At 45.7% G+C, this 20,068-nt stretch carries 18 protein-coding genes; 4 read left to right on the forward strand and 14 right to left on the reverse strand.

The genetic code is table 11. The features are described from left to right. The 3 genes from cyoB to HUB64_RS21590 all read right to left on the reverse strand — a co-directional run bounded on the left by cyoB (position 1) and on the right by HUB64_RS21590 (position 3,665). A complete protein-coding gene (gene cyoB / locus HUB64_RS21580; protein WP_105250684.1) occupies positions 1-1,980 on the reverse strand; it encodes a cytochrome o ubiquinol oxidase subunit I in 1,980 nt (659 codons plus the stop codon). A 2-nt stretch (positions 1,981-1,982) separates the two neighbouring features. Next, complete coding sequence (gene cyoA / locus HUB64_RS21585) at positions 1,983-3,086, reverse strand: ubiquinol oxidase subunit II (RefSeq protein ID WP_173497841.1); 1,104 nt, start codon at positions 3,084-3,086, stop codon at positions 1,983-1,985. 189 nt (positions 3,087-3,275) lie between these two features. Then, the gene (locus HUB64_RS21590; RefSeq protein WP_173497842.1) at positions 3,276-3,665 is read right to left on the reverse strand and encodes a hypothetical protein; all 390 of its coding nucleotides are present in this window, start codon (positions 3,663-3,665) and stop codon (positions 3,276-3,278) included. Between the two features lie 615 nt (positions 3,666-4,280). On the opposite strand from HUB64_RS21590, the gene HUB64_RS21595 reads away from it, so the two are divergent. Both HUB64_RS21595 and HUB64_RS21600 read left to right on the forward strand, forming a co-directional pair. Further along, positions 4,281-7,928: an EAL domain-containing protein gene (locus HUB64_RS21595; protein ID WP_173497843.1), complete on the forward strand. Its 3,648-nt coding sequence runs from the start codon at positions 4,281-4,283 to the stop codon at positions 7,926-7,928. 97 nt (positions 7,929-8,025) lie between these two features. After that, positions 8,026-8,502 carry a cytoplasmic protein gene (locus HUB64_RS21600; RefSeq protein WP_113940220.1) on the forward strand — a complete coding sequence of 159 codons (477 nt, stop codon included), beginning with the start codon at positions 8,026-8,028 and terminating at the stop codon, positions 8,500-8,502. Positions 8,503-8,526: 24 nt separating this feature from the next. Here the strand turns inward: HUB64_RS21600 and HUB64_RS21605 are convergent, their stop codons facing one another. The 10 genes from HUB64_RS21605 to HUB64_RS21650 form a co-directional block, all read right to left on the reverse strand. Next, the gene (locus HUB64_RS21605) at positions 8,527-9,591 is read right to left on the reverse strand and encodes a sulfate/molybdate ABC transporter ATP-binding protein (RefSeq protein ID WP_173497844.1); all 1,065 of its coding nucleotides are present in this window, start codon (positions 9,589-9,591) and stop codon (positions 8,527-8,529) included. A gap of 27 nt (positions 9,592-9,618) precedes the next feature. Beyond that, complete coding sequence (gene cysW / locus HUB64_RS21610) at positions 9,619-10,470, reverse strand: sulfate ABC transporter permease subunit CysW (protein ID WP_173497845.1); 852 nt, start codon at positions 10,468-10,470, stop codon at positions 9,619-9,621. A gap of 4 nt (positions 10,471-10,474) precedes the next feature. Then, a complete protein-coding gene (gene cysT, locus HUB64_RS21615; protein ID WP_173497846.1) occupies positions 10,475-11,299 on the reverse strand; it encodes a sulfate ABC transporter permease subunit CysT in 825 nt (274 codons plus the stop codon). A gap of 68 nt (positions 11,300-11,367) precedes the next feature. Continuing rightward, on the reverse strand, positions 11,368-12,381 hold the full coding sequence (locus HUB64_RS21620) for a sulfate ABC transporter substrate-binding protein (protein ID WP_173248321.1): 1,014 nt from the start codon (positions 12,379-12,381) through the stop codon (positions 11,368-11,370). Between the two features lie 89 nt (positions 12,382-12,470). Beyond that, positions 12,471-12,644, reverse strand: coding sequence for a YezD family protein (locus HUB64_RS21625; protein ID WP_105250676.1), 174 nt, complete (start codon positions 12,642-12,644; stop codon positions 12,471-12,473). A 69-nt stretch (positions 12,645-12,713) separates the two neighbouring features. Continuing rightward, positions 12,714-13,364, reverse strand: coding sequence for an alpha/beta hydrolase (locus HUB64_RS21630; RefSeq protein WP_173497847.1), 651 nt, complete (start codon positions 13,362-13,364; stop codon positions 12,714-12,716). A 259-nt stretch (positions 13,365-13,623) separates the two neighbouring features. After that, positions 13,624-15,126 carry a DUF3300 domain-containing protein gene (locus HUB64_RS21635; protein ID WP_173497848.1) on the reverse strand — a complete coding sequence of 501 codons (1,503 nt, stop codon included), beginning with the start codon at positions 15,124-15,126 and terminating at the stop codon, positions 13,624-13,626. 144 nt (positions 15,127-15,270) lie between these two features. Then, the gene (locus HUB64_RS21640; protein WP_173497849.1) at positions 15,271-16,635 is read right to left on the reverse strand and encodes an ATP-binding protein; all 1,365 of its coding nucleotides are present in this window, start codon (positions 16,633-16,635) and stop codon (positions 15,271-15,273) included. Continuing rightward, a complete protein-coding gene (locus HUB64_RS21645; RefSeq protein WP_105250672.1) occupies positions 16,628-17,323 on the reverse strand; it encodes a response regulator transcription factor in 696 nt (231 codons plus the stop codon). The genes HUB64_RS21640 and HUB64_RS21645 overlap by 8 nt, the downstream gene beginning before the upstream one ends. A 2-nt stretch (positions 17,324-17,325) precedes the next feature. After that, on the reverse strand, positions 17,326-17,628 hold the full coding sequence (locus tag HUB64_RS21650) for a PepSY domain-containing protein (RefSeq protein WP_105250671.1): 303 nt from the start codon (positions 17,626-17,628) through the stop codon (positions 17,326-17,328). A 367-nt stretch (positions 17,629-17,995) separates the two neighbouring features. Here HUB64_RS21650 and HUB64_RS21655 point away from each other — a divergent pair, with 367 nt between their 5' ends. Both HUB64_RS21655 and HUB64_RS21660 read left to right on the forward strand, forming a co-directional pair. Beyond that, complete coding sequence (locus tag HUB64_RS21655; protein WP_173497850.1) at positions 17,996-18,943, forward strand: choice-of-anchor H family protein; 948 nt, start codon at positions 17,996-17,998, stop codon at positions 18,941-18,943. Positions 18,944-19,023: 80 nt separating this feature from the next. Continuing rightward, positions 19,024-19,497 carry a peroxiredoxin gene (locus HUB64_RS21660; protein ID WP_113940228.1) on the forward strand — a complete coding sequence of 158 codons (474 nt, stop codon included), beginning with the start codon at positions 19,024-19,026 and terminating at the stop codon, positions 19,495-19,497. A gap of 71 nt (positions 19,498-19,568) precedes the next feature. Here HUB64_RS21660 and HUB64_RS21665 read toward each other — a convergent pair whose 3' ends face one another. Continuing rightward, a complete protein-coding gene (locus tag HUB64_RS21665) occupies positions 19,569-19,958 on the reverse strand; it encodes a YgiW/YdeI family stress tolerance OB fold protein (RefSeq protein WP_173497851.1) in 390 nt (129 codons plus the stop codon). Positions 19,959-20,068 lie beyond the last annotated feature (110 nt).

Here is a 20,068-nt window from a genome sequence, read left to right on the forward strand (position 1 = left end):
TCAGCCCCTTACTACATTGTTTAAGTGGGCATTTTCAATGCGAGCCACTTCATCGGGTTGCACGTAATAGTCGACGTCATTGTTATAGGCACGGAATAAGAACACGATAAACGCGCCCACTAAGCCCACAATGGCTAACCAGAGAATGTGCCAAATAGCGGCAAAACCCGCGGCAGTGATCCCCAGCGCCATTAAGATACCGCTTGAGGTATTTTTCGGCATATGGATTGGCTGATAGTGTTTGAGGCCTTGATAAGCCACGCCTTTTTCTTTCGCATCGGTAAAGGCATCGATATCAGCAACCTGTGGCAGCTTAGCGAAGTTATAGAACTGTGGTGGTGAAGCGGTTGACCACTCTAACGTATGGCCATTCCATGGATCGCCCGTAGTATCGCGGTTTTGGTCGCGGTCACGGATACTCACATACAGTTGAATAAACTGCAGAATGATACCGACCATGATGATGCAAGCGCCCACAGCGGCTAAGTAGATCCACACGTTCCACGCTGGGTTATCCGTATGGCTAATTCTGCGCGTCATACCCATAAAGCCTAATACGTACAGCGGCATAAAGGCCACGTAGAAACCGATTTGCCAGCACCAGAATGACGCTTTACCTAAACGCTCATTCAAGTGGAAACCTGTCGCTTTCGGGAACCAGTAAGCAAAGCCTGCTAAGTAACCAAATACCGCACCACCAATAATAGTGTTATGGAAATGCGCGATTAAAAACAAACTGTTATGTAGAACGTAATCGGCTCCTGGTAAGGCTAATAGCACACCTGTCATACCGCCTATGGTGAAAGTCACCATAAAGCCTAGCGTCCACAACACAGGTACCGTTAACCGTAGGCGGCCACGGTAGATAGTGAACAACCAGTTAAACAGTTTCACCCCGGTTGGAACCGCAATCACCATAGTCATCACCCCGAAGAAGGCGTTGACGTTGGCACTTGAGCCCATAGTGAAGAAGTGGTGTAACCAAACGATGAAACCTAAAATTGAAATCGCACCGCTCGCCCACACCATAGAGGTGTAACCGAACAAACGCTTAGCCGTAAAGGTTGAGATCACCTCGGAGAAAATACCAAAAGCAGGCAAAATCAGGATGTAAACTTCAGGATGTCCCCACGCCCAAAATAGGTTGATATACATCATGGCGTTACCGCCACCGTCATTGGTGAAAAAGTGGAAATCCATGTAACGGTCGAGCGTTAACATAGCTAACACGGCGGTTAAGATTGGGAATGACGCGACGATCAAAATGTTCGCCCAAGTACAAGTCCAAGTGAAGATTGGCATTTGCATCAGCTTCATGCCGGGGGCGCGCATCTTCAGTACGGTGGCGATAAAGTTCACCCCGGTTAAGGTTGTCCCTATGCCTGAAATTTGCAGTGCCCAGATATAGTAATCGACTCCAACCCCCGGACTGTAAGCCAGTTCTGATAGGGGGGGATACGCCACCCAACCTGTTTTAGCAAATTCACCTAAACCCAATGAAATATTGATCAGCACAGCGCCAGAGGCGGTCAGCCAGAAACTGAGGTTATTCAAGAAGGGGAAGGCAACGTCGCGGGCGCCAATCTGCAGCGGCACCACTAAGTTCATTAGACCTATCATAAATGGCATCGCCATAAAGATAATCATGATCACGCCGTGGGCGGTGAAGATCTGGTCGTAATGTTCTGGCGGCAGATAACCTGCTGCGCCGTTGGTGGCGAGTGCTTGCTGGGTACGCATCATAATGGCATCGGAGAAGCCACGAATGAGCATCACTAAAGCCAACACTATGTACATGATACCGAGGCGTTTATGGTCAACTGAGGTTAACCAATTATTCCAGAGTACGCTCCATTTTTTGTGTTTAGTGATCAAGGCTGCGATATACAAACCTACCACTGCGACGACCGCTAGGGTCACCATGATGATGGGCTCGTGATACGGAATCGCATCTAAGCTTAATTTACCGAGAAATGACATGATTACTCCGCCTCCACTTTGTGAGTGGATGAGTGCTCTAATGATGAAGGTTCTGTGGATGAGTCTTGTGTTAATGACGGTACAGAAGGTGCTGAGCTATCCATGTCGGCCATGTTCTGTGTATTTTCCATCGCGTGCTCGCCTGCCATATGTGCCATGTCGTGCATACCTTTCATGTCTGCCATGTCAGATGTGTGCTCAGTGCCCATGTGTTCCATGCCTGCGTGCATGTCCATTCCTTCGTGACCTTTCATGCCCTCATGTGAGTCCATGTGCATGTATTGCATCACGATTTGGTCAAACATCCCTTTGCTCACTGAGCCAAAGTATTCAACTGGATTGTATTCACTCGGTTTAGCCAGTGTGGCATAGGCCGCTGAGTCCAATGTCTTGCCCTGTTGTTTTAACTTGGCAACCCATGCCTCGAAGTCAGCAGGTGTTTGAGTGGCAATCGCTTTAAACTTCATGCCCGCAAATCCGGCACCGCTGTAGTTAGCCGAGATACCGTCGAAGGTGCCGGGCTCGTTAGCGATCAAATGCAGCTTAGTGGTCATGCCCGCCATAGAATAAATCTGGCTGCCTAACTGAGGGATGAAGAAGGAGTTCATTGCAGTGTCAGAGGTGATCTTAAAGTTCACCGGCACATTGGCTGGGAACGCCAACTCATTGACCGATGCCACGCCTTGTTCTGGATAAATGAATAACCATTTCCAGTCCAGCGACACTACTTCAACCGTGACGGGTTTCGCTTCGTGTTCTAAAGGCTTGTATGGATCAAGATCATGGGTCGAACCCCAAGTGATCACACCGAGCACTATCACGATCACAATCGGCACTATCCACACTACGGTTTCAATCGCCGTTGAGTGTGCCCATTTAGGCGCATAGATTTCCTGATCACGGCCATCGCGGTATTTCCACGCGAAGTACAATGTCATGGCAATCACAGGGATAACGACAATGAGCATGAGTAGGGTGGCGACGATAATCAGGTGTTTTTCATCGATACCGATTTGGCCCTTAGGGTCCAACACACCGCCATCACAACCCGCGAGCATGAGTGCTACTGCCGCGATTGCTGCTTTACTTAATTTTCGAATTAACAAAGGAAGATTCCTCTAACCCTAAGGTTTACAACTCTGCCAAGCGTTAACCGGCAGTCGCACTAAGCGGCGTTATCTGAGCGCAAATCCTGAAACCCAAGAGGCATGACACAACAATGTGCCGCCATCCCGAGGCAAATCTAAGATCAGCTTTCAGTGCTTAATGCTTAATTTGAATTTAAAAACAGAGGGTTAAAATGGCGGAGCGCGACAACCGTGGGCGGTATGTTCGAGGGATTTTAGCCTTGGGGGTGCTAAAAAAAGTGAAGCGTTAGTTAAATCGAGATGATTGAAAAATTTGAAGCAGCAGTCGATTAAATGCCATAACTGCAGAATAACGAGGGGATTGAGTAATAACAGGCTGAGCAAACTAGCGCCGATAAACTCGGCTAAAAAGCCATTGCTGAGGCTGATTAATTCACTAATATCGATACAACCGCCGATCAACACGGATAAAACGTCAGCAATAGGCAGCACAAACAATAACCCGAAAAACAGGGCTAGATTTGTCATGCTAAAGGTTGAAAGCCGAATAGTTAGGTTCAATCTTTCAGCAATGAATTGGCTAAGAGCTAATTTCAATTAATGAGTCCGGCTGAACGGGAAAAGGAGTCAGTTGGCAGAACAAAAAATATTCAGCATGTAACTTTTTTATGCGGCAGGAGGATACCAAGAAGCGGCTATTGAATGAAAGCGGATCCCCGTAGTAAAAGGGCTTAAGTATTAAAAAAACCTTAATTAAAACCAAGTTAGAACGTTAATTTTACAAAATTAACAGTATTTAAACTGATTTTGTTCTCATAAAATAAAAAATTGTGAAGCCTATCATTTATTCATTTTGACTAAAGTTGATTTGCTCGTGGCGTCATTGAGTTGATTACAGCCCCTATAAACATGTTAGCTTTACCCGCAAAAAGACTAAGCTTAACTTCTATGGCGGGGCTAATGTTGCCGATAGTTGTCTTGATGGGTTAGCTTGTTTGTCGCAAGATTGGGCTCGCCAAGTTTGGCTGTGTGATTAAGTGCATTTGAGATCGGCATCTCAAATAAAAACATCACGTTAAATGAGTGATTGTGTCAGTCATTTACGCTATTTACATTAGATAAACCGATTATTAAACTGTGAACTTATCTCGCCCCTGATATGTGCTTGAGATTGAGCCTGTGAGTAGGGCATGATGCTTCTCAATTCTTGAAGTGCGTCATCATGAAGGACTACACATAAAGTCATTTATCCCATACCTTAAGGTAAACATTTTCATCGCCTTAGCTTACGTTATTGTAGGTGAAATTGGTTTGATGATTGCTTTGCCGCCTGGATATTCTGCTGCAATTTGGCCTGCCGCAGGTATTGCCATTGCCGCTTGTGTTTTATGGAAGGAATATGCGCCTTGGATTGGCGTGTTCATTGGTTCTTTGTTGATTAATCTCAACATCAGCGGACATATCCATTGGGGGTGGTTGCCCTTTGCGATTTCAATTGGCTCATCTATACAGGCAGTGCTTTCTGCCTATGTTCTTGGGCGAGTCGATCATTTATTCACCCTAGATAATCCTAACGCCGTCATTAAATCCTGCTTGAGTTTAGCTTTAACTTGTACAGTAGCGACTGTTTTTGGCAATTTCTCCTTAGTGATTAACGGTACGATTCCACAGTCCGATTTACTGGGTAGTTTAATAAATTGGTGGACTGGGGATTTGCTCGGTGCCGTGATTTTTATCCCTCTGACTATGTTGCTATTTGATAAGCGAGTTATTTGGCGTTCTCGCCGCATTCAGACGGGTGTGCCTCTGCTGGTGGGCTTTTTATTTTGCGTGGGGATTTATTACTACTCAGATATGAATCAGCGCCAACAGTTACAGGATAAGTTTCTGGTTCAATCTAATGCGATTATTAGCAATATTGAAAGTTTTCAAGATGCGAACCTCCAACAAATTGTTGCCTTAGCAAGCTTGTTCGATAATAGCGAGCAGGTTTCTGAAGATGAGTTTGTACAGTTTGGCAAACGCAATATGTTGATGAAGGATGGCTTTAGAGCTTGGTCTTGGTCACCGCTTGTGGCGGCAGCCGATCAGCAAAGTTTTGAGGCATCCATTCGTTCTGTGGTTGGTGGTTCCTACAAAGTGACTCGTCCCGAAGGCTGGCAGGCGAATACTGATGGTTGGCTAGTCCCTGTGATGTATATTCAGCCGCAGATAGGTAACGAAGCGGCCTTGGGATTAGATCTCAATAGTGAGCCGACGCGAGCCGCAGCCATCGCAAAAGTGCGTGCGACGTTAGCACCCGTGATGACGGCCAAGATTCAATTAGCACAAGATCCCAATGGTCCTGGTGGTACTTTACTCATTGCTCCTGCTTTTGACCGATTGGGTAAGATCTCAGGGTTCTGTTCAGCCGTAATTGATTTGCAAGGCATTATTGATGATGTTGATAGTGTAAAAGGGTTGCAGTGGCAACTGACAGATATGAGTGCGGGCGGTACCTTACTTTATAGCAATACTCGAAAATCGTTCCCCGAATTTAGCAGCAAGCTCTTCAGCGATAAAACTGGGCAGTATTTTCAGGCAAACCTGATGTTAGCGGATCGTCATTGGCATATAGTGATTTATCAATCCTATGCGGTGCTGATGGGCGATACTTTTAGCTTATCGCTACTGATGCTGCTGCTCGCCTTTATCACTTGTGCGGTCGTGGGCGGCATGACACTGGTTTCCTCCGGCGAGCGCCAACGTATTGCCGAAAAAGTGACAGAAAAAACCATGGCATTGTCGAAGGAAATTGCCCGCCGTCAGGCTTTTCAAGCTACCTTGGTTGAAAGTGAGCAAAAATATCGAAACCTATTTGATAAGGCCCCTGTGGGGCATGTGCTTAAACGTTTAGATGATGGTCAATTTGTGGCGATTAACCCCGCCTTTCAAGCGATTACGGGTTATTCACTCGATGAGCTTAATCAACTTGATCCTTGGGATCTTACCCCAAAGCGTTATCAATTAAGTGAAACTGAGCAATTAGAGCGCTTAAAGCAGACGCGCCGTTACGGCCCCTATCAGAAGCATTATTTACATAAAAATGGCCAATTAGTGGCGGTGCGCCTCAACGGGGCTTTAGTTACTGGTGCTAATGGTGAACAGCTAATTTTGTTTATTGTCGAAGATATTACTGAGCAGGAGCGTACCGTTGCGCGGGTAAATCTCTTGGCGCAAGTATTTCAGCAGAGTGGTGAAGGCATCACGATTATGGATGCCAACGATATTATTGTGGATGTGAATAGCGCATTTTCTCAGATCACGGGTTATTCCCGAGAGGACATTATTGGTAAAAACTGCCGTTTTATAGAGGCTGAACGAACGGATAAAAGTATCGATTCTCAAGTCCGTGCTGCCCTCGAACAAACGGGTTTCTGGCAAGGTGAAGTCTGGGATAGGCATAAACAAGGCTACGATTTCCCGAAATGGTTGATGATGTCTGTGGTGCGGGATGATTCTGGTGCCGTGAGTCACTATATTGGCAGCTTTACCGATATCAGTGAGCGTAAAGTCAGTGAGGAACGCATTCATTTCCTTGCCCATCATGACTCTTTGACCTTATTGCCTAATCGACTGAGCTTGCAGTCGCGCCTCGAAGTGGTGTTTAAGGATGCTCTGGTATCCCACAGCCAAATAGCGGTAATGTTCATCGACATGGACCACTTTAAAAATATCAACGATACCTTGGGCCATCATGTGGGCGATCAACTGTTGCTAGAGGTGGCCCGACGTTTGAAATACATCGTTGGTGATAATGATACTGTGGCGCGTTTGGGGGGCGATGAGTTTGTGGTTGCCTTGTCCGATACGAACCATGATGAAGTGGCCAGTTTAGCCGAGGCGCTGCGCAGTGGTTTGAGTCAAACCTATGTGATTAATAATCAAGCATTACATTCATCGCCAAGTATAGGGATCAGTTTATTCCCCAATGATGGTGACAGTGTTGAAGCCTTGATGAAAAATGCCGATATGGCCATGTACCGCGCAAAAGCGGCTGGACGCAATAACTATCAATTCTTTACTGCGGCAATGAACACTTTGATCACTGAGCGCCAGCATATTGAAACTGGCCTGAGGCAAGTGTTAGCAAACGACGAATTACGACTGCATTATCAGCCACAAATTGATATTAGAAGCGGGCAAGTGGTCAGTGTCGAAGCGCTTGTGCGCTGGCAGCATCCCGAATTTGGCATGATAGCGCCTGACCGTTTTATTCCCATTGCCGAAGAGATCGACATGATCATCCCAATTGGCCAATGGGTGTTAGAAACGGCGATGGCGCAGCTTGCTGTTTGGCGCGCTGCGGGTGCCACTGAGTTGCGAATGGCAGTGAATCTGTCGGCACATCAACTCCGTAAGGATACGATAGTCGCCGATATTACCAATGTGCTGGTGAAGCATAAGTTGGGCAAAGGAGCGCTGGAGCTGGAGATCACCGAGAGTGTGGCGATGCAATATCCTGAGCAGAATGCGCGCCTATTAGCGGAATTACGTCAACATGGTATCGAACTCGCCATCGATGATTTTGGTACAGGATATTCCTCTTTATCCTATTTGAAACTCTTGCCCTTAGACAGGTTAAAGCTCGACCGATCCTTTGTGAAGGATATTGAGACCGACTCGAATGATGCAGCCATTAGCGCTGCAACTATTTCTATGTCCCATGAATTGGGGTTAACTGTGGTCGCTGAAGGGGTTGAAAACGAGGCGCAATTGGTATTATTGTCGAGTATGGGGTGCGACTTAGTGCAAGGGTTTTACTTTAGTAAACCCTTAGCGGCAGAAGAGTGTTTCCGCTTTATCCAGCGTAATTTATAACGGCAGAGTGTTGTTGTTTTTCTAATGCTGGCGCAGAGTTGGACTATACTTGAGTTCGCATTATGCATGCGTTAATCAAAATACTAAGGATGGTTTTATGCAAGTCATCTTCACTAAAGGTACTCAGCGTTATGGCCAGTTGCGCTGTGTGCGCATGGACGGTAGTGCGACCCAAACCCAAATGCCAGAACAAGGTATAGCACCTCACGATATGATCCACTATGTGGTTGAAAAACGCCTGCATATTCAAGGCGCTTTCTTCTCGCAGATCAGAGCTGGCGCCGATATCAGCTTTACCTTAGAGCATAATGAAACCTCCCGCGCCATCGCTGATAAAACGGAGGTGTGGCAAACCGAATCCATAGTTGAGACCCTGCAGTCGCTACTGTGGTCGGGTGAAACGCCAACCTATGACGGCTTTATTTATCTGTTAGAGCAAGCCTGTAGCAGTCGAGACTTAGCCGTTCCTACTGTTAACCAAACAGATTTTGATCATATTCTCAATGAGATTATGGATTTGAGTGTTGAGTGGCAGGGAATGGGTGAAGGTCAGTCCTTGACCTTGAAGTTCTGATCTATTGATTAGGGCGGTGAGTGGCTAAATACCTTCCCCTAAAAAGACTTTGGTATAGCGCGGCTGGATCCAAGCGCTATCACCTTTGTTTATGCCAAGTTGTTTAAATTGCACTTTAGATAATTCAACATGGATCAGTTGGTTATCTAGCTCAGTTAGGACTTCTAATCTTACTGCTGGGCCAACTATGGTTACTAAGTCTAAACTGACTTTAAGGGCATTTTCAGTTGGTTGTGTCAGTACTTCGATTTCGTGTGGGCGCACATAGGCTAAGCCTTGTTGCTCTTCGCTAATAGTGTGCTCTGGTGAGGAAATGTGGATATTGCCTATAGTGCTATGCCCTTGTTTTACCCGGGCATGAAATAGGTTCACATTGCCAAGAAACTCGTACACAAAAGGATTGCTTGGATTGTCATAGACTTCTTCTGGCGTACCTTGCTGCTCGATACGACCTTGATTCATCACCACGATTTTGTCTGCGACTTCGAGTGCTTCTTCCTGATCATGGGTCACAAATACGGTAGTGACATTAATCTCATCGTGTAAGCGTCTTAACCAGCGGCGTAATTCTGCGCGGACTTTTGCATCGAGCGCGCCAAAGGGTTCGTCTAACAGTAGCACTTTAGGTTCGACCGCAAGCGCACGGGCGAGTGCGATGCGTTGCCTTTGACCGCCTGAAAGTTGTGATGGATAGCGATTAGCAGTCCAATCTAATTGGACGAGTTTGAGTAATGAATGCACCTTATCGGCAATTTCTGACTTACTCGGCCGTGTGTTTCGTGGTCGGACTGTGAGTCCATAGGCGACATTTTCGAATACAGTCATATGTTTAAACAGGGCGTAATGCTGGAATACAAAACCGACACCGCGTTCACTCACATGCTGTGTGGTGATGTCTTCGCCATTAAATCTGACTATGCCACTGTCGGCCTGTTCGAGTCCGGCAATAATCCTGAGTAACGTTGTTTTGCCTGAGCCGGATGGACCTAAAAGGGCCGTCAGCTCTCCGGTTTTGATCTCTAAATTGACCGAGTCAACGGCAACAAAATCACTAAAACGCTTATTAACTTGTTGAATGTGTATGCTCATAATGCTCTGTTCCCAAGGACGTTGCGTTTAGTTAATTTGATGTTTGCGCTCATCTTTCCACTCCACAAGGCTTTTCAGCACGATAGTGACCAGTGCTAAACCTGTAAGCAGGGATGACACGGCAAACGCGGCCGTAAACATGTATTCGTTATAAAGCACTTCTATGTGTAGCGGCATAGTATTGGTCTCACCGCGAATGCGCCCAGAGACCACAGCTACCGCACCAAACTCACCCATAGCACGGGCATTACATAGGATCACTCCATAGAGTAAGCCCCACTTAATGTTCGGCAATGTGACGTACCAAAAGGTCTTTAAACCACTGGCACCTAAGGTGAGTGAGGCTTCTTCTTCATCTTTGCCCTGTTGCTGCATCAGTGGGATGAGTTCGCGGGCAATAAAGGGCAAAGTGCCGAACATGATGACAATGACTATGCCCGGAACGGCAAAAATCACTTTTAAATCATGGGCAGCAAGCCAAGGCCCAAACCAGCCTTGAGCACCAAAGAGGATCACAAAAATCAGCCCGACCACGACGGGTGAAATAGCGAAGGGCATATCGATTATCGAGATCAGTATGGTTTTGCCTCTAAACTCAAATTTAGCAATGGCCCAAGCGATGGCGACACCAAAAATAGCATTGGTGGGCACAACAATAATTAACACTAACAAGGTGAGGCGAATGGAAGCGAGCGCATCGGGATCGGTCACGGCTTGCCACCAGACCTTGAGACCCGCTTCGAATGCGCCGTAGAGCACAACCGCTAATGGCAAAACCAGAAACAGTGCGAGAAAGCTTAATGCGATCCCGATTAAACTCCACTTTATCCAAGGTGCCTCAGTGGTAGCGTGATGATTTACAGTCAATATTTGGCCCATAGACTTAACCTCTTTTACTCGCCCACCACTGTAGGCTATTAATTAATAACAATAAGAGGAAAGCTGCTGCGAGCATGACCACCCCGATAGCCGCAGCGCCGTTATAGTCATATTGCTCAGCTTTTGCCACTATCAGTAGTGGAGTAATTTCGGTGCGATAGGGCAAATTGCCCGAGATAAAAATGACGGAACCATATTCGCCCACAGCACGCGCAAAGGCTAAGGCGTAACCCGTTAATAATGCAGGTAATATCGCAGGTAGGATCACTCTTCTTATGGTGGTTAATCGATTAGCCCCGAGGGATGCTGAGGCTTCTTCAAGTTCCTTTGAAAAGTCTGCTAAAACCGGTTGTACTGTTCGCACGACAAAGGGTAAACCAATGTAAGTTAAGGCGATCACAACCCCAATTTGACTGTAGGCGACTTTAATACCCCATAAATGTAAATATTGGCCTACCCATCCGGTAGTCGAATAAAGCGTTACGAGCGCGATGCCTGCGACAGCCGTCGGTAAGGCAAAAGGCAGATCGACTAAAGCATCGACGACTTTTTTACCAAAAAATTGATAACGTACTAACACCCAAGCGACGAGAGTCCCAAAAATGGCATTAATGCTGGCGCCAATAAAAGACGCCGTAAATGACAGCTTGTATGAGGCTACAACCTGAGGATGACTAATTGCGACCCAAAAGTCAGCCCAACTCATTTGCAGCGTAAACAGAACTAATCCGGCTACAGGAATAAGAAATAGCAAACTTAAATATAAAACTGAGAAGCCTAAGGTAATACCAAATCCAGGTAGCACAGATTTTATGACAACCTTGCTCATATCATTATTCCGTTGCGAGATAAGTGAAACCAATGGGCGGTTTCGTATTAATGAAACCGCGTAAAAGATTACTTGCTAATCTTGGTTAAAATAGAATCGAATTGACCACCATCATTAAAATGCGTTTTTTGTGCTTTGTTCCAGCCACCAAAAACCTCATCAATGGTAAAGAGCGTCAGTTGTGGAAACTTGTCTTTGTATTGCAACGCAATGTCTGGGTTTGTCGGGCGATAAAAGTGTTTTGCAGCTAAGTGTTGTGCTTCATCAGTATAGAGATGTGCTAAGTAAGCTTCTGCTAACTTACGTGTCCCTTTGCGATCGACATTTTTATCTACCACTGTCACTGGTGGCTCGGCAAGAATGCTGACACTTGGAACAATGATTTCAAATTCACCTTTTCCTAACTGCTCAACTGATAATATGGCTTCATTTTCCCAAGCGATGAACACATCGCCAATGTTACGCTGTACAAAGGTATTGGTTGCGCCACGGGCGCCAGAGTCCAGCACTGGTACGTTTTTATAAATCTGAGTGACAAACTCTAACGCTTTTTCTTCTGAGCCGTATTGCTTCAGTGCATAACCCCAAGCGGCGAGATAGTTCCAGCGCGCCCCACCTGAAGTCTTAGGATTTGGGGTAATGACTTCTACACCTTCACGAACTAAGTCATTCCAGTCATGGATATTTTTGGGATTTCCCTTGCGAACCAATAGCACTATGGTCGAGGTATAGGGCGAGCTATTGTGTGGTAGGCGACTTTGCCAATTTTCAGGAATTAAATCCGCTTTTTGCCTTAATGCATCAACGTCATAGGCCAGTGCCAGAGTGACAACATCCGCTTCTAATCCATCAATAACTGAGCGAGCTTGCGAGCCTGAGCCACCGTGAGATTGACGTATGGTTGGGGCTTTATGGCCTTGTTTTTGCCAATATTGGCTGAAGAGTTGGTTATATTCCCGATAGAATTCACGGGTTGGATCATAGGAAACATTCAATAGCGTATCTTCAGCGAGTGCGAGAAAACTAGCCGAGGCCAAAACTAAGGTGAGTGTTGCTTTTTGTAGGTGAGATAAAATATTCATACCGAAATCCTCATATTATTTAATAAGGCTTCCGGTTGACCGGTCAGCGATGTGGCCTAACTGTGTTGATTGGGTGGTAAATTTCGTTTTTATTTTGACGGCGTAACTTGGTCTAAACGAATTTTTTCTTTCTTTTCTAATTGCACTAATTTCCCATGGTGAAAGGTTAATTCCACTGTCCCAAACTCAATTCTACCCAGTAGTTTTTCTAAACTATTGACGAGCACGGGGATCACGGTTTGTAGATCTTCTTTGGTTGCCATATCAGTCCTCATGTAAGTGGTTTTTGACAACGTAATTGGAATTATAATCAAATATCGATAACTAAAAAGTTACATTTTGCGATTTGATATTCTTTTATGTAATAAGTGTGTCTTTTGTGTGTTTGAGTTTGCGAGATCGTTAGACTGGATCCGAGTTGTACTTTCTATTTGATAGATAAGATTACCAATAAGCACATCAATGAGGGGCCACTGTCCATGTCCGGAATCGACATTAATGTGGCCACTTAACCCTAAGTTGATTGTTGGGAATCCAAATTTCTTTGCCAGTTTTGCAGCTTGATTAAAGGGCATCCAAGGATCGTTTTCACTGGCAATGACAAGCCCAGTGACACCTAAGGGATGTTTTGGCAACAAGTGTTTGATCGTTTGAGTGCCATCGTGTTCAGGCAGAATGTGTCCATTCTCAGAAAATCGTGCTGGTGATGCTGGCGCGACTAAAATAGCTGCTGCTACCCGCTGTGGATGATGAGCGATGGCAAGGCTTGTCGCTAAACAGCCAAAACTGTGGGCAAGGATGATGATTTCACCTTCGATTTGATCGATTGCGCGGCAAATGGCATTGGCCCAGATATGAATCTTAGGCTCCAATAGTGGTAAGTCATTGACCCATATAGCTGATTCATATTTTTGTGCAATCCAACTTTGCCAATGTAAAGGGCCGCTACCACCAAACCCTGGCACAATTAATAAGGTTGCCATATTTCATCCTCCAAGATGTGAGTTTATAAGAGAGCCAAATGACGACCGGATGAAGCCAGTTTGACTCGCACTCTGACTATATCTACAAATTTGGTTATTAAAATTGTTATTTGTAGTTCATTTTGGAATATGAGATATATTTAGGATATTAACTCTGGAGGAAGTTGCCTTTGTGAGGTGATGTTACAGATAAATAATCCATAAAAATGCCCAGTAAGAGGGTGAGTCTTCTGGGCACTCGTTTTCAGTTTATATCTTGTTATTCCCTATGACGGCGTTCTTGGCTTTGAGTTGATCGACCTTGGTTATGTTCTACCGAGCGAGCGGTTTGCGCATTTTGGCGTGGCTCACTTTGTCTCACTCTCACTTCTTCGTGTTGTCTAGGCGCCGCTTGTCTTGGTTGTTCAATCCGTTGTGGCTCTGTACGTCTTGTTTCAGGTCGTGGCGTTTCAACTCTTGGGGTCATAGTTCTTGGTTTTTCTTGCCTTTGTGACTGTGCCCTTTGTTGATCGATATTACGCGGCTGTGACTCCCGAGTTTGGTATTGCCTTTGCTGAGGCTCCTTTGATGACATTGGCTTTGACTGCACGGGTCTTGATTGCATGTCATTACGCTCCTTGTGGGTTGGTGTTTGTACCATAGTCGCTGCGCGACGCTCCTTTAACTCGGCTTGTGTTTTCTGATAACTCGGCGTGCGGTTATCACGTTCACGGCTGACGTTGTGATAGTCTTTATTATCACGACTTTTATTGCCCTGATTACTCATATTACCCAGATTACTATGGGTATCTTGGAGTTCTTTAGACTTCGAATATTGGCTATTGAAGTGCTGTTTACTGCCGCTTGAGTGTGAATCTCTGCCGCGATATTTATCATCATGGTAATAGCGTTGTTTCACCACTGGATTGTGATAACTCACACCGCGTCTATGTTCGGGTTTATGTTTCCAAGGTTGTGCGCCATGGCTAACACTGTATCTTTCCCGTGGGCGATATCGGTGTGAATGGCGATAGTCGATCACCACCACTTTATGGTTGTGCCAGTGGAACGAACTGAAGAAGTAGTTAAAGGAAATATGGATGCCCGGTGACCAGTAGAAATGGTTATGACTCGGACGATAGGGATAGCCAGCATAGCCGCCAAATTCCCAATATACAGGAGGATAAGCCACACCCCAACGCCATGTGCCGTAAACCACGCGTGGATCGTAATAGGGGACGTAGACGATTTCTCGCTTAGCGGGTTCTATGATGATCTGATTGTTGGCGCGTGTAATTGCCATGTTATCCATGTCTGCTAAGCTATTCGCTTTATCAGCCTGTTGTCTTAGGGACTGAATGCTGTTCATCACTTGGCCTTCATCTTCTAAGAAGGCTTCACCGAGTCTTTGAGTCCATTCGAGATCTTCACTCATTTTTTGCAGCAGCGTCGGGAAGGCCAGCAAGGCTTTGACGCTCGGGTCCCAGTCCTGATCTTCGGCTTGCGACATAATTTGGTCGATCGATGATTTGGGGCGCTGGGTTAACCAACGCTGTGCCTGCACTATTTCGAGTGGATAAGTTGAGGCAATAAGTATGTGGGTCAATAAGCTATCGGGATACAGGGCAATAGGCGCCAGCATTTGTTCGAGTTCGGCTTGGCTTGCCGCTGTGCTCGATCCTTGGCTCGCAGATATGCCTGCAGCCTGTGCTGTGGTAGTGAAAGGCAAGGCCACTAATGCCGCCGTTAACACTAGCCAATTCCATCGATGTAGTCTGTTCATGGTTTGCTCCAATAATCCTGTTCGAGGATGTTATGGGCATATTAGGCGTGTGAATATGAACATAAGCTGAAAGTGTTTTGCGGTTAAATATTTATAGCCAAGTTTTAAGAGAAGTAATAAATCTATTACATTGAAAATAAAGACTTAAACTGAGTGTGCAAAGCTGATGCTAAATTTGGCACCACCTAAGGTTTCTGAGCGAGAGATAGAAATTCTGCCGTTATAGCTGTCGACTAAATCGCGCACGATAGCAAGCCCAATACCATTACCTTGAAGGTAGGAGTCTGCGCGAATACCACGTTCAAAGATTTGATTTTGCAGGGCTTCACTGATCCCTGGGCCATCATCTTCGATACAGATTAGCAGTTGATAGGCATCGCCTGTGACCGTTAATGTCACCGTAGACTTCGCGGCTTTACAGGCGTTGTCGAGTAAATTGCCTAGAATTTCAGTCAGATCTGCTTCATCCCCCTTGAATACTGCGTGTTCTACCATCTCGCCGCTGAGATTGATTTGTGGCTCTCGATAAATTTTAGCTAATGTGCGTAATAACTTAGCGGCGACTTCATCGACACGAATACCTAAATGCCACGAGGCCGCCGCTGCGGTTTGGGCGCGTTTTAGCTGGTGGCCAATGATCCTGCTGATCACTGATACTTGCTCACTGGAGGATTCGCTTAAGTCGGCCTGACTCTTGATCACCGCCAGTGGTGTTTTGAGGCTATGGGCTAGGTCGGCCAAGGCATTACGATAGCGTTTTCGTTGGGTTTGTTCGGTATTGAGCAAAATATTAAGCTGCCGAGCAACCGCTTGTAATTCAGTGGGGTACTGGCTACTTAGCTGCATCGACTTACCTTGCTCGACGGAATGTAGCTCTTGGGTAAAGCGTGCTAAAGGCCGCAACGTCCACAGTAACCAACTCAATTGAAACACTAACATGACTAACATTAAGATCAGCAGCCAAGTCCAAAGCTGTTGATTAAACTGATCAATTTGCTGCTGAAATTCTCGCTCATCTTTAATGATGTGGATTGTCACTGGCACGTTTTGATTTTGGCTGGCAAAACTGACACTAAAGCTATAAATCAAATGGAGTTGATCGGCGAGCTCAATTTGCTCAAATGCGCTTTGACCCGTGGCTGGGATGGTAAAATGTGGCGGTGGCGTAATCCCCATAAAAGATTGCGAATGCCACACTATATCTTGTTTGCCGCTGGCGTCTTCAGTGGTTGCAATGGCATACAGCCCTGATTGAATGAGGTTAAAACGATTCTCTAACACTAACTCTGGGATGGAGATTTGTTTGTTTTCGACTTCAGTCACCGCGAGAATCGAATAGACATAGGCACTGAGTTCATTCTTGGTTGCGCTTTTAACTTGTTCAGTAAAGGCATCGTTTAAGGCAACGCCGATCAAAGGTAATAACACTAAGATAAATAATAGCGCGCTGGCAACTAAGCGTGCTTTTAGGGAGTTCAACACTTGCCACGCCATGGCGCGTTTACTCATCGGCTGCTTGCCCGGACGTTAACGCTTTTAGGCGATAACCTTGGCCGCGCAGAGTTTCAATTAAGTTGTATTGATTATCTGGGTCGAGTTTTTTGCGTAACCGGCGGATAAAGACTTCGATGACGTTAGAATCTAAATCAAAATCCTGATCGTAAATATGCTCTGTGAGTACAGTTTTTGATTTGACTTCGCCTTGATGCAACATAAAAAATTCGAATAGCTTGTATTCAGAACCACTGAGATTAACCAGTTCTTCGCCTTTACGTACTTCTAGACTGCTGGTGTTAAGGCTAAAGGGGCCGTTGTAGATCAGGGGGCTGGCCTTACCGGCAGAGCGACGGATCAGGGCTTTTAGTCGTGCGATGAGTTCTTGGGGATGGAAAGGTTTCGTCAGATAGTCGTCGGCACCGGCGTCGAGTCCTTCAACCTTATCTTGCCAACTGTCCCTTGCGGTTAAAATCAGGATAGGAAAGTCGCGTTTTTGTTCACGCACGCTACGGATCAAGGCGATACCATCGAGTTTAGGCAAGCCGACATCGATAATTGCTGCATCATAGTTGTATTCGAGCGCTTGAAATAAGCCTTCTTCACCATCACTCGCCACATCGATACTGTAATGGGCATCGAGCAGATGTTGCTTTAAGTTAGTCTGTAGTTCTATATCATCTTCAACTAGTAACAATCGCATCGTTAGTTCCTCGAGACTCGGCCCGTTGCGGCATCTACTGAAACAGAAAATACTTGGCCATCATTATTGAGGATTTTAATACGATATCCCGATCCGCTGGATTGTACGCTCAATACTTTGCCTTGAAATTGTCGTTGCGCCATTGCCACCGCTTGATCAGGGCTATTGACCGCTAGACGGCGCTGCTCATTCTTCGCACCTTGGTTACGAGGCTGATTGCGATCATCATGTCTATCATTACCTGCTATGCAACCAAAGGAGGCTGATAAGCAAGTGATTAGGGCCAAGGTCAAACCAAGTTTCATATCGGGTACCCGCAATGTTCAGCGATCTTAAGTTAATGAGTGAGATGGATAACTTATCGAGTCGACTAAGAATACCTCATCACCTTAACAAACACATAGAGATCAGCCAATTGGTTGGCACAATTCCTTCAAAATTAACTCTGGCAGTTATTTTGTTATTCGTGACAGAACTGAAGTTCTGTTGGCGAGTCTATCTCTATGCTCGCGCTTGTATCGTTTAAGTTTTGTGAGTGTTACCCATTCCAGATGAACTCGGGCTGAACGTATCTTCTGGCTGAGAACAGTGGGCGTTGATGTTCAGCTTATGTTCACCTTCATTGCACTTTAATAGCTCCAATTTGAACGGGTTATCCATAGGATATTCAAGATGAACATACTCAATAAGCAAGATATGGCAGCCACAGTTAATATTAAGCTGTTTATGGCAACGGCTATTGCTGCGCTGTTTTTAGCGTCATCTGTCGCTAGCGCTCAGCCCCGCGAACTGGAGTCATCGCAAAGCTTAACGCCATTTACTGCAGCCAGCGTTGGTATTGCCAAAAAAGCAGAAAATAGCGAGCAAGCTGCTGAGCAGGAACAACAAGCTTTAGCTTTGTTACAACAAGCCGCGCCCGCAAAAAATGTCACTGAAGTCGCCGCTGCGGCCGTGAAATCCTTGGCGCCAGCAGCCTTATCATCCAAAGCGCCGACGACAAACCGAGTGCAACTTATGGGCGCCTCGCCTATGACGCGTGAGCAAGTAACTGCGAAACATGCGAGCCAAGGGATTCCGAGTTCGAGCGCGACCAGTGAAGATCCCTACCGCGCACCTGTGTATCACAGCTTTTCGATTTTTGATGCCAGCAGTCGTTTGTTTGAAGACTTTGACTACGATGGGTTTTATCAAACGTTTAGCGTGACCTTCGATGTTGATGTCAATGGTGCATATCTTAATGAAAGAGCTGATTTATTTGCCGAGCTTTATCTCAGTCGTGATGGTGGCCCTTGGGTGCATTACTACACCACAGACGTATTTACCATTTACGGCGATTCGACACAGGACGATTACGAAGTGTTGACCACGCTCTACACGGGTTATGCGACGGATCACTATGATGTGTTGATTGATGTGTATGAAGTGGGTTACAGCGATATTGTTGCGACCATTAGCGCCGATGAGACCGATAGTTTGTATGCGCTGCCATTGGAGAGTAGCGATCGAGACAGAGAGCCCGACATTATCGTTGTTGAGGAAAGTGGCGGCGCCTTCTCAGTATTAGGTTTGTTATGTCTTAGTTTGTGTGCGGGGCTGCGGTTGAATCGAACTCGAGCCTAATCGCCCTTATTTCTCTCGGTGTTTATCTGCGGTAAATAGGGCTAGTATGGATGAGTTATTTTAACTAAATGGAGAAAGACATGATTGCTCAAGGTCAAACATTACCTGCTGCCACATTAGGTCAACTGACTAAAGATGGCATGGTGAATCACCAAGTTACCGAATTGTTCGCGGGTAAAAAAGTCGTATTGTTTGCAGTGCCAGGTGCTTTTACTCCAACGTGTTCTGAAGCGCATTTACCTGGCTATGTGGTATTAGCCGATCAATTTAAAGCGAAAGGCGTGGATTTGATTGCCTGTGTTGCTGTGAACGATGCCTTTGTGATGAAAGCGTGGGGCGAAGCACAAAATGCCTCTGAATTAATGATGTTAGCCGATGGCGATGCCAGCTTTACTAAAGCCTTAGGTTTGGAGATGGATACTGCCGGTTTTGGTGGCGTGCGTTCACAACGTTATGCCATGATCATCGATAACGGTGTAGTGACTCTACTGAATGTAGAAGAGCCAAAGGCTTTTGAAGCCAGTAAAGCTGAAGTTGTTTTGGCTGCTATCTAAGCGTATTTAAGATATGAAGTTTGGATGTGACCAAAGCCAGCCATTCATTGGCTGGCTTTAACTAAATCAATTTATTGTATGATTTGAATGTTGTCTGCATCTATGGTCACTTCAGACCAATCTTTATCCACTTCACCACGAATAATGACCTGAGTCTCAGGTGTTACTGTGTTGCCGCGCCATAAATCATCATCAATTTCGACCTTAATATCACCCGTAGCGTCACGGAAAATATAATCATCGTGTCCAATGGAAGAAATGATATGGCCCGTTAACTCAATTTGGGCGTCATCACTGGCATTGAGCGCGCTTACCACATCATGAATCACTTGTCTTGCGCTCGGCCCTTGGAAGCCACCCTGTATTTGAGGTTCACCCGTTGTAGGTTGAAAGCCTGCTTGGCTGGTCATAGTCGTGAATGAAAGTGCCATTGCGAAAACGGTAAGAGTCATTTTATTCATCTGTTTGTCCTTTCTATGGTTTTATGTAACTCAGCCTCAATGGCTATTACAGTGTTGCGAGCATAGTGCCAAGACAAGCGTGAAGCGGTTGTGAAGATTGGGTTTGCAAC

This window comes from Shewanella sp. ISTPL2 (assembly GCF_013283205.1).
Taxonomy (GTDB): domain Bacteria; phylum Pseudomonadota; class Gammaproteobacteria; order Enterobacterales; family Shewanellaceae; genus Shewanella; species Shewanella oncorhynchi.

Coding starts and splice junctions, on each gene's coding strand:
- cyoB (WP_105250684.1), bottom strand. CDS start 1,980: ATGTCATTTCTCGGTAAATTAAGCTTAGATGCGATTCCGTATCACGAG.
- HUB64_RS21600 (WP_113940220.1), top strand. CDS start 8,026: ATGCAAGTCATCTTCACTAAAGGTACTCAGCGTTATGGCCAGTTGCGC.
- HUB64_RS21605 (WP_173497844.1), bottom strand. CDS start 9,591: ATGAGCATACACATTCAACAAGTTAATAAGCGTTTTAGTGATTTTGTT.
- cysW (WP_173497845.1), bottom strand. CDS start 10,470: ATGGGCCAAATATTGACTGTAAATCATCACGCTACCACTGAGGCACCT.
- cysT (WP_173497846.1), bottom strand. CDS start 11,299: ATGAGCAAGGTTGTCATAAAATCTGTGCTACCTGGATTTGGTATTACC.
- HUB64_RS21620 (WP_173248321.1), bottom strand. CDS start 12,381: ATGAATATTTTATCTCACCTACAAAAAGCAACACTCACCTTAGTTTTG.
- HUB64_RS21625 (WP_105250676.1), bottom strand. CDS start 12,644: ATGGCAACCAAAGAAGATCTACAAACCGTGATCCCCGTGCTCGTCAAT.
- HUB64_RS21630 (WP_173497847.1), bottom strand. CDS start 13,364: ATGGCAACCTTATTAATTGTGCCAGGGTTTGGTGGTAGCGGCCCTTTA.
- HUB64_RS21635 (WP_173497848.1), bottom strand. CDS start 15,126: ATGAACAGACTACATCGATGGAATTGGCTAGTGTTAACGGCGGCATTA.
- HUB64_RS21640 (WP_173497849.1), bottom strand. CDS start 16,635: ATGAGTAAACGCGCCATGGCGTGGCAAGTGTTGAACTCCCTAAAAGCA.
- HUB64_RS21645 (WP_105250672.1), bottom strand. CDS start 17,323: ATGCGATTGTTACTAGTTGAAGATGATATAGAACTACAGACTAACTTA.
- HUB64_RS21650 (WP_105250671.1), bottom strand. CDS start 17,628: ATGAAACTTGGTTTGACCTTGGCCCTAATCACTTGCTTATCAGCCTCC.
- HUB64_RS21655 (WP_173497850.1), top strand. CDS start 17,996: ATGAACATACTCAATAAGCAAGATATGGCAGCCACAGTTAATATTAAG.
- HUB64_RS21660 (WP_113940228.1), top strand. CDS start 19,024: ATGATTGCTCAAGGTCAAACATTACCTGCTGCCACATTAGGTCAACTG.
- HUB64_RS21665 (WP_173497851.1), bottom strand. CDS start 19,958: ATGAATAAAATGACTCTTACCGTTTTCGCAATGGCACTTTCATTCACG.